Here is a 10,447-nt window from a genome sequence, read left to right on the forward strand (position 1 = left end):
CAAATGGCATCCAACATTACCAAGAACTTCAAGGCGAAGGCCGGTCTGCGCATGGCACAGGGTGGCGTACTGGACAACTTCATGAGCACCGTACCTGATGCGCAGCCTACAAGCATGTTCGCTGGCCCCGGTGGCGGCGTGGCTACGTCGTACGGTGGCGGTAGGGGTGAACTTCGCCCTACGGTAGCACCGATGCGGCCTGGATACGGTCAGAACCGTACGCAGGTACAGGCGCTGACAGATCGCGTGAATCTCGGTCAAGCGATGCAAGGTCTGTCGAATACGGATCGCTCGAACCTGATGAATCCTGGCAATCAGCCCTACAAGGCTGACTCACCCATGGCGATGGTAGGCACATCGGCGGGTGCATCGATGGAGCGCCAGCAGACGGACGTCATGGGCCGACTGCGTGACAATCTTGCGCAGCAGCCCGGTGTCAAGACGAAGTTCAGCCTCCGCAGCGGCGGTGTTGTAGACCCTGAGCAGAACGAGGTCTACAACATCCAAGGCCCCGGTGACGGCAGCGGGCGCGACGACAAGGTTGATGTGAACGTCCATGGCAAGAACATCCACGTGTCGAAGAACGAGCGCTTTGCTGTGTTCCCTGCGTCGATTGCCGCAGAGGAGATCGAAGCGTTCATCGAGTCGAAGACAGGTCGACCCACGGCCACTTCGGGCGGTGGGTTGCGCGAGGGGATGAATGCATTTGGGGGTGGTGTAGACGACGCAGGTAATTTACTTGAGCGGCTACCTAAAGGAAACCCGGTCCCTGTTGTCGATGACTTTGGTAATGTAGTGAAGCCGAGCGCAAAAAGCACAATCATGGGGCAACAAGCCGCACGTGCTCTTTCGGGGGCACAACCCGTTGCTGCGCCTGCTGCGCCTGCTGCGCCTGCTGCGCCTGCTGCGCCTGCTGCGCAACAAGCCACTCGCTTGGGGAGGGCTGTAGAGAATCTCAAGTTTCTCGGACAAGCCATTAAACCACCAGCTGCCCTAAGTACCGGCACATCAGCTATTGGTAGGTTAGCAGGGGGTGTGCTCCCCGGCCTCGGATACATGCCCGGTGTTCGCCCAGAGTTGAACGAAGATCAGAGAAAACTCGCTCCTGGTGCTGGCGGTATAAATCTCCGCAGTATTTTTGACCCTGAGTCGAGAGAAGGTATGGTCGCTGCTTATGACAACATCAATGAGGCTAAGGGTAATACAACTCCTGTTGATTCCTCGCAGGGTGCTCGCATACGAGCAAAGAACGAAGCGATTCTCGATGGTGCAGAATCTAAACCCAGCGCGTCAATGGTTGAGAAAACGGCTAAAGGTAAACCTGTCGCTATGCCAACACCAACGCAACCTGCTGCGCCAACACAACCTGTCACGCCGACCGATCTTCAGGCCCGCTCCGAAGAAGCGCAGGGCATGCGCGACTTCGGTGACAAAATGCTCACGGATCGTGGTTTGTCACGCGCTCAGGGTTTGGCTACAGACGCCGGTGTTCGCAACACCTTCCAAGCAGCCCATGACATTGAAGGTAGTGGTGTGAAAATCGGCACTACCATCGGTGCCGATGGAAAACCGCAAGCCTCTTACTCAGGTGGCGTACCGACGAAGGCCCAATACATTGGGGCTGATGGGAACCCGACAAATCGTTGGGAAGATACCACTCGCTACAAGGAAGCTATTGCACGCAATCAGCAGGACAAAATTACCCTGCGCGAAATGCAGAAGGACCGCTACAAACGAAGCCTTGAGTCTCAGAGTGCTGGATGGCGCAATGAAGGCGCACTGGGCCTTGCCGCCATGCTCAAGGAAGATGAGATTGAGGGCAACAACGCAGCGAAGCAGGCAACGGCAGGTATCGCACGGGCGAATCTGAATCGAGGTTTGCGTCAAGATCAGCAGAGTCAGATGAACGCTGATCGCACGTACGAAACTGGTCGTCAAGACAAGCACGATGAACGTGTTGCAAAGATGCTTGACACCGCTGCTGGCGATCCAAAAGCCGATGGCTATCACCAGCGTCGTGGGCTGATGGACAAGTACTCCAGCGAGTTCAAGAAGAACTACAAGGGTGCGCCTGAACAGTTTGCTGCCGCGCTGCAAGATGAACTGGCTATCGAGATGGCCCTTGAGCAAAACGGCGCACGCTGGTTTGGTTGGGGTCAGAAGCCTTGGAACGGCACGAAGACGCAAGTCAGCAAAGAGAAAGCCCCTTGGTACAAGGTTGGTAGCGAAGCCTACAGCGACGCCCACAATCGTAACCCCACGCTTGCTGAGATGTCCAAGTCGCTTACACCACAGCAGCTTGAGCACTTCCTAAAAACCCGCGTGAACTAAGAGGTTCGCATGATCACACTTGCTGATTCGCAACAGTACGCTCTTGAGGCTAATCCGGAGGTCGCGGCCTTCAACACACCGCAGAATCAGGCATTTCTCACCGACGCTTATGTGCGAGGTACAAGTCAGTTCGGTCGAGGGTTGCGTTCAGCGGGTCTGCAAGAGGATGTTGGGTTCCTAGCGGACAACGCGAACGACGCCTACCGTCGTGGTGACGTCGCACTTGCACAAGCGCTTGAAACGCAGATGCATGATAAAGCCGCTCAGGCGCAGCAGTGGGCACCAACGACGCAGAACTTCACCGACATCAACAGCGCTGGTTCTGCTGTCGACTGGGCGACTGGGAGCATGGGTCAGGGGCTGCGAAGCACCCTTATACCCGTGGCGGGTTCACTGGCAGGTGCGGGTGCAGGTGCACTGACGGGCATCGTCACGAAGAATCCGGGTCTTGGTGCAAAGGTTGGTGCGGGAGTTGGTGGATTCCTCGGTGGCTACAACATGGAGGCAAACGAGACACTCGCGTCGGCCATGATGGACCCGCAGATTCGTGCCAACAAGACCATGCAGGAGATCAAGGACGCAGGTCGTGTGAAGGGTGTGGCTGCAGGTGCACTCGAAGCTGTGGTGCCAGCCATGATGGTGGGAAAGGCGGCGGGACTGGCAGGGCGCGTTGGGAAGGGCGACAGGCTTGCCGCAATTGGCAGAGCCGCAGGACAGGGTGCTATCACCGAGTTCGGCACAGAAGCGGCCCAAGACCTTACGGGGCAGGCAACTGAGAACTACCTCAAGGACCACGCGCTGGGTAACATCGACCCGTTGCAGGCGCTTAACGCTGGTATGGCTGGCGCTGTTGCCGGTGGCGGCATGGGTCTCATGGGTGGCCTCGCTTCGGCTGCGCATGCCAAGGTGGACAACGGCGTTGAAGCCGTGAAGGATGTTGCTGCCGACCCGCTAGGCAAGGCCGCATTCGAAGCTGGCAAGCTGGTGGAAGCAGGCAAGGGCAAGGCGCGTGATCTGGCCGAGCTAATGATGCCGAGCGAGGACGCCCTCGACACACTGCTCTCGCCCGGTGGCACCGCTGCTCAGAAAGACCTCATGGCAGCGAAGCACGCCGAGTCGGTGATGAACGATCCTGCGGCCACACCTGAAGACCGTGCTGCGGCAGAGGTGTATGCCAAGGACGGTGACTGGTCACGGTACCGCGACAAGATGACGACTAACCACATGCCGGGTCGTCTGACGAAGCCGCACAACGACATCGCTGACGAGATCGCTCAGCGCACGGGTGAGACGAGCAAGTCTTCCATGGTCATGCCTACTCAGCAACCTGCATGGGATGTTAATGCGAAGATGCCCCAAGCTGTTCCCGCATCGACCCGCATGGACATCGAGGCAGGTATTCTCGGTGACAAGTCGAAGCAGCAACAGACCATTGCCTCAGTGGCCGACATCTGGCGCAAGCAGGGTGTCGACGAGAAGCTCCTGAGCGCCACCAGCCAGCACACGGATGAGTCGCAACGCAAGATGGCCGTGTCGGTGCTCGGCTGGGTCTCTCGCGGCTTCAAGGATGCTGATGGCAATCTGTTCGTACCTGACAGCCTGACCAAGCACTACGGCAAGAAAACACCCGCGCTGATCCGCAAAGCGGTTGAGCTGGCCGCGCATAAGGGTCTGATTGATTTCGATACCGCAGCCAAGCTGCCTGAGATCGAGAAGCTGGCAACGGAGCAGCACGCTAACGCAACGGCGGTATTTGACGCCGTTGCTGGTGCCATGCCCGAGTCCGTGCGCAAACTCTACCCGGCGAAGCAGATCGAGAGCTTCATCCCTGAGCTGCGCCGTATGGCTCAGAATGGCACGACCAAGAAAGAAGAGGAAGTGCTGCTGCGTGTCTTCGGTAGCAAGGAAGGTATCGCCAATGCCATGTCGAAGTTCGAGGCCCCGAAGGGTAAGAACACACTGGCTGGAGACAGTCTGAGCGACGACCAGCTCAGTGCCTCGATTAACGAGGACACGGGTGTCAAGAACGAAGATGGCGTCGGCCCGGATGATGTGGTCGACACGCGCACTGGCATGAGCGAAACAGGTGGTGAGACGACTGAGATTCGCACCTGGAACAAGGCCGGTCACCCGTACGACATGAAGAATACCGATCAGGCTGAGGCGATGAAGAACAACATCGCTAAGGCTGAGTCGCATGAGCGCCGCACCAGCATCGGTGCAGTTGACCGTGCTCGTATGGAAGTGCACGGCGCAGAACTGTTCAACGCAGAGAATGATCTCCTCGATCTGTACGGCGCGGACTTCTTGAAGGACTCCGAGAAGCGTGCGATGAAGGAGTACGGCGAAGGTGTGCGTGTCAGCGACTATGTTGAAGGTCTGCCTGCAGAGGGACGTGCTGCGATCCTTGGCAAGATCAACGAGCGATATCGCATGCTGCGTGTCGACCAGATCGAGAGCGCGGCACCGTTCGATGCGATCAGCAAGGCTGACATCGGCAAGTTCGAAGAGCGCGGTGTGAAGCCGAACACCGATGCCGCGACGATCAGCCACGGCACCGTGTTCCTTGAGCGCATCGACGCTGATGGCAAGACGATGACCCCGTTCATCACCTCGGCTTATCGACTCGTGCGTCACCAGCAGAAGTCGCGCAAGGCGCACCCCGGTGAAGGCGACATGAACCGTGGCGTGGGTGCGCAGGAGAGCTACAACGACATGCTTGCCACCATCGCCGCACTGATGGAGGCAGATAGCCGCTTCACCGGGCGTGTGGGCTACAAGGTGGAAGCCTCGTGGGCCGAGCCTAAGTGGATCGAAGGCTCCAAGAACTCGTCTGTCGGTACCAAGACTAAGCAGCGTCTGCCATCGGCTTTCCAGCTCGTGATGGGCAAGATTGCTGACGCATGGCGGCAACAGCAGAAGGAACTGGTTAGCGGTGACAAAGAAGGTGAGCGCATCCCGTTCGCCAAGAACTACGCTGAGCGTCTGGCTGTAGTACACGCTGCGATCACCAAGGCCGTTGCGAAGAAGCAGGACAAGTACGTCAAGTACCTTGAGGGTGTCTTGAAGAGTCCGAAGCTCGTGAATGCGTTCTACACCGATCAACGGAATCGTTTTCAGGGTAGCGTCGATGACCTGATGAACACGGGTAGCCGTCAGGGAGAAGAGCCGATCCACAGTCGTGCGAAGGCCGACTCGGAAGCCGTAGCGTATCAGCACAAGCTGATTGCTCAGGCTCGCAAGAATGGACGGCAGCTTCCCAAGAACGTCGACCAACCTGTCGCGAAGGGGCAGAAGAAAGAAGCCTTCGTGCGAGCTGAGGAAGACCTCGTGGCCAGCGAGAAGGTGGCTGACGAAGAAGTGCAACACAGCTACCGTCGTGAAGACCCGCAGGGAGGTGATCCGATCCACCGTGATCAGACTGGTGCTGCTGCAGGTCTGGGTGCTGGTGCCGAAGGCGGCGGCTATGGTGGCAACACACGTGGTGGCACTCGCGGTGGTAAACCTGCAGAGGGTTTCACGGTCAAGGCTCGGCGCGTTGGTGCTACAGACGATGCGAAGCAGTGGATTATGACGACGATCAAGAAGGGCCTGCCTGCTTTCAACGCAGAACTCGCCAAGCTCAGCAAGGATCGCTTCACAACTATTCAACATGTCTTGAGTGAAGCTGCCAAGATGGGCCAGTATGGTATCGAGCAATTCTTCAGAGTGAAGGGTGAGGAAGCTCTCACCATGCTCAAGCGTGTGCGCGAAGCTGCCACCTCTGTTGCTGTCGAGCAGGAAGAAGCCGAGGCAGCGAAAGCTGCGAAAGCGCAGGCGAAGTCTGCTCCCACCCCTGTTGTCGAACCTGAAACTGATCCTGTGAAAGAACTGGGCAAGCCGCCAAAGGCACCGAAGCTACGAAGCGTGCTGGCTTTCATCAAGAAGCATGGTGGTATCGATCCGAAAGAATCTCTCGATCTGACTGGTGACACGGCAGGTATCTCCAACCGCAGGCGGCCCGGTCTGTTCAAGAAAGGTGGCATGTCCGCTGACGCACTGCGTGAGCTTCTACACGAAGACGGCTGGATCGCGGACTCGATTGAAGAGGCGCGTGATCTGATTGGCGGTATATATGCCGGTGAAGACATCGTGCACCCGGATGATGTCGAAGCCTACATGTCCCATGGCGAAGCCATGAAAGCCTGGGGTCAAGGCCACCTCTTCAACGCGCAGACTACTGGCCCTACGGAAGCTACCAAGGAGCAGATCGCTGCGGCGAAGAAGCACATCCTCGATACGCTTGGGGATACTGTCATCGCTCGCCTGCGTCGTGTGCTTGGTGAGAACGGTACCGAGTCTGGTCGGTGGACACCGGGGCTGGATGGGGCGAAGAACATCATCTCCCTCGCTCTCAACTCTGACGTACTCAGCACTAGCTACCATGAGACCATGCACGAGTTCTTCAACATCCTGAGCAAGCACAAAGGTGCGGCAGTGCAGAACCTCCTCACCCGTGTGGCTACGCAAGGCATCGTCATGCGCCGCATGGAGAACCTGCTGGCGAAGGAACCTGCTGCGCTCGCGCAGTTGAAGAACCCTGAAGAGGCCGCTGCCTACATGTACCAGTTCTGGAGCGCTGGATTGTTGAAGCTCGGCCCACAGACCACCGGGTTCTTTGAGAGCATCAAGCAGATGTTCCGTCAGGTGGCTGGTCTGGTGTCGAAAGAGATTCGCGACCAGCTCCACGCTGAGCATGTGATGCGTGCCTTCTCCGAAGGTCAGTTCAAGGACTCCAGCGCACACGAAGCTGCGGTGCGCGAGCTGACGAAGACAACTGAGGCACACGACAAGGCCCTGGCCCACGTCGGAGCTGCCTACAAAGAGCTGGCCCTGCGTGCAGGGAAATACGTCTACAGCGCCGAAGGCATGATGGAAGCGACGAAGAACAAGCACGTTGGCGAGCTTGCCACGCTGTTCAACCAGAAGGCGGGTGCTCCGCTGAAGCGGCTGAAGACCGGCACGCTTGGCAGCTACTTCGATGCCTATCCGAACGTCAACGCTGTCTTCCAGAACAAGTTCGAGAACATCATCGAAGGTCTGCAGGCTGACGAGCTGGAGCTGGTGCGTGAAGCGCTGGCGACGGACACAGTGCCTGCGCTTGAGCGCATTGCCAAAGTGGTCACGGCTATGAAGGGCTTGAACGACGAGATGATGGACTACATCGAAGAGCGCAACATCAGTCGGCTCAACGATGAGGGTAAGTGGGAACCGGTCAAGCGTCAGAAGAAGTTTGGCATGCCGCAGATTTGGGATCGCGATGCCGTGGCGAAGAACCGCGAAGCGGTGCAGACCGATCTGTTGAAGCACCACATGAAAGAGCTGACCGAGATTGCCAAGCAGGCAAACGGTGAGATCAAGGCGGTGCGCGGAGAGAAGCTGAAGAAGAGCAAGGCAGGTGATGCGGCTCGCAATGCGCTCGACAAAGACCTTGCTGAAGTCACCCCCGAGATGGTTGCTGAAGCCATTGTCGACCGCATCATCTCGACAGCGAAGGTGGACATCACCGAGAGCGTGAACAACCTCGGTATCTCTCCGCTGGCCGCTTCAGTCAATAAGCGTTCGCTGTGGTGGATCGACGCTGCGATCTTCGACCAGTACAAGGACAAGGACTTCATCAACGCCTACTCCTCCTACATTGCCAGTATGACGAAGCGCGGAGAGTTCACAGCTCGCTTTGGTAATGGTGGCGAGAACATTCGCGACATCATGGATCGTGCTTTCCTGAGCGAGATGGCAGACGAGTTCCTCGTGGCTCAAGCAGAGGAGAATCTGCCTGCAGCCAAGGAAGCGTGGAATAAGGCCAAGGCGGCTGATCCGGATAACTTTGCCGAACCCTATCCGACACTGCGCAGCGTGGGTAACGCGGCACACCTCGCTGAAGTGGGAGAAGAGAAGTTCAACGAGAATACCAGCAAGGCTGCACACAACCTGTCGCAAGCGGTGCGTGCTGTGCAGGGCCTGGAGGGCACCCTCGGTATCGACATCTCCAACACCAAACGCACGATCAACAGCGCATTGATCACCTATCAGTCTGTGCGTCTGCTCTCGACCTCGCTCTTCACTTCGCTTAATGACGTGATTGGCCTGACGCTGAACGGCGGCACGCTGAACGACGCTTGGGAAGCCTTCGTGACTGGTATGCGGGAAGTGAAGCTCTCGGCCTGGGACAACTCGAAGTCGAAGGACGGGCAAGCTCAACGTGCCGAGGTGTGGGGCACGGTGGACGCGGCTACCTACTCAGATGCACTTGGTCAGGCGTACGGGTCGATGTACCTGTCTGGCAAGGCCAAGGCGTTCTCCGACAAGTTCTTCCGCAAGATCGGCATGGAGGGTTGGAACCGTGGCATGCGCATCGCTGCGACAGCCGTGGGTGAGCGCATCATAACTGACTGGGCCAAGGGTAAGGTCGACATGAGTGACAAGGCTCAGAAGGCCCGTGTGGAGCGCCTGTTTGGTGCCGGTGCTGATCCCTCAGAGATCAGGCTAGATGCTGAGGGCAATCTCGACATTGCCGACCCGCTGAACCACGCTGCCATGGCTCGCTTCGTCAACGACAGCGTGCTCCGCCCGAACGCCTCACAGCGTACGATCTGGGGCAGTGACCAGAACTACGTGGCGCTGTGGCACCTGAAGTCCTACACCTACACCTTCCACAAGGTGATGTTGGAAGCCGTGCTGAAACAAGCGGCTTTGGGTAACTACCGTCCTGCGCTGGTGGCGGCTACTGGCTACATGCCCGTTGCCATCGCTGCCGGTGCTGCCAAGGAGATGCTGATCCCCGGTGACGAGCCTGCATGGATGAAGAGTGGGTTGGGTGGCTACATGAGCTACGGCTTCGACAGGGCGAACCTCTTGGGTGTGCCGCAGATGCTTGCTGGCAATATCAAAGACCCGGCGAACTTCTTCGGCCCGACAGCAGATGAGGTGCAGGGCTTCCTGAGCGTACCATTCTTCCAAGACAAGACGCTGGTTGGTGAGACAGCAGGTGCGCTGCCGTTCGGTAACATCGCCAGACGCGCTGTAGGCTAGTTCTTGAACTGGGGAAATTCTCGCTCGCAGTTGTGGTGGTACAACTCGTCGCTCTCACCTTCCTGTACATAGCAATCGACGGTGGTTCTGCCGCCGTCGAGGCTCATCTTCCGATCACAGACGAAGGGTGGTGGGACGGGCTGCGCCAAAATCTTCTTGCAGAATGCTTTGTAGTTTTTCACCCGCAGCGGGTCGTAGTGATAGTTGCTCCATGCCGATGCACTGGTGGCTATTAGCGACAATAGAATTGTGGCCAGGGTCTTGGTCATGACAGCATCCTCGATATGCGAGTGACCAGTATAAACCAATTATATTTCGGGGCTATTCGCAGGGGATCGCCCTAAACAAAAGTGCAAGTTATCTCTGTACCGAAATTTCAGAACAGTGCTGTTTTTGCTGTTCCGAAAAACAAAATTTCAGAACGGCTGGGAACACATTTTGGAACACCTTGAAAACCTTGCCACAACAGGGATTAGCTCGGTTTTGTTCTGATGTTCTAAAATTATTAAATATAACAAGCGAGATAGGTATATAGCCTTTTTCACGTATGGCCTCTAAAAAACACCCTTACAAACCCAGTAAATGTGTAGAGTAAAAACGTAATCCCAGACTAAAGTTTGCAAATTCCGGAACACGCACAAAATCTGTCTGACAAGTGTTGTTTTGCCGATAACCAAGCAAAAAGAGTCAGAAAGAGTTTGATGGAGTGGTTATCCCTCGAAGAACCTTGTGCCACAAGGGCTACGACGGATTGTGATTCCAGTTGTCACGGGTTCGAAACCCGTACATCGCCCCACTCAAAACCCCTGAAAGCCTTGCAGCACAAGGTTCGCAGGGGTTTTCTCTTTGTAGCATGTCAACGTGCTAAGTGTACGAAACCTACAACAGAGAGTGTCAGAGAGTGAAAGATTAGTGCTTTACCAACTCTGCCTGGGCGGCTCACAGGGTTGTGTCGTCCATGAATCGAGTAATCGGCTTGTTCATGTGATCGCTCATCACTTCGTGCATGCGAGGGGTGAGAGTGATTATCAGACGCTTAACCCAC

3 protein-coding genes are annotated in these 10,447 nt (G+C 56.9%); 2 read left to right on the top strand and 1 reads right to left on the bottom strand.

Features of this window, described 5'->3' with window-relative positions; genetic code table 11:
• Positions 1-3: 3 nt before the first annotated feature.
• Both IPL32_17865 and IPL32_17870 read left to right on the top strand, forming a co-directional pair.
• Positions 4-2,331, top strand: coding sequence for a hypothetical protein (locus tag IPL32_17865; protein ID MBK8467685.1), 2,328 nt, complete (start codon positions 4-6; stop codon positions 2,329-2,331).
• Between the two features lie 9 nt (positions 2,332-2,340).
• Positions 2,341-9,402, top strand: a complete 7,062-nt coding sequence (locus tag IPL32_17870) for a hypothetical protein (GenBank protein ID MBK8467686.1) — start codon at positions 2,341-2,343, stop codon at positions 9,400-9,402.
• On the opposite strand, the gene IPL32_17875 is transcribed toward IPL32_17870, so the two are convergent.
• Positions 9,399-9,671, bottom strand: coding sequence for a hypothetical protein (locus IPL32_17875; GenBank protein MBK8467687.1), 273 nt, complete (start codon positions 9,669-9,671; stop codon positions 9,399-9,401). The two genes, IPL32_17870 and IPL32_17875, sit on opposite strands and share 4 nt — an antisense overlap.
• Positions 9,672-10,447 lie beyond the last annotated feature (776 nt).

It is taken from the genome of Chloracidobacterium sp. (assembly GCA_016711345.1).
Taxonomy (GTDB): Bacteria; Acidobacteriota; Blastocatellia; order Pyrinomonadales; family Pyrinomonadaceae; genus OLB17.

What these genes read in the sequence shown, in the direction of transcription:
- IPL32_17875 (MBK8467687.1), bottom strand. Translation starts at nt 9,671, where the DNA reads ATGACCAAGACCCTGGCCACAATTCTATTGTCGCTAATAGCCACCAGT.
- IPL32_17870 (MBK8467686.1), top strand. Translation starts at nt 2,341, where the DNA reads ATGATCACACTTGCTGATTCGCAACAGTACGCTCTTGAGGCTAATCCG.
- IPL32_17865 (MBK8467685.1), top strand. Translation starts at nt 4, where the DNA reads ATGGCATCCAACATTACCAAGAACTTCAAGGCGAAGGCCGGTCTGCGC.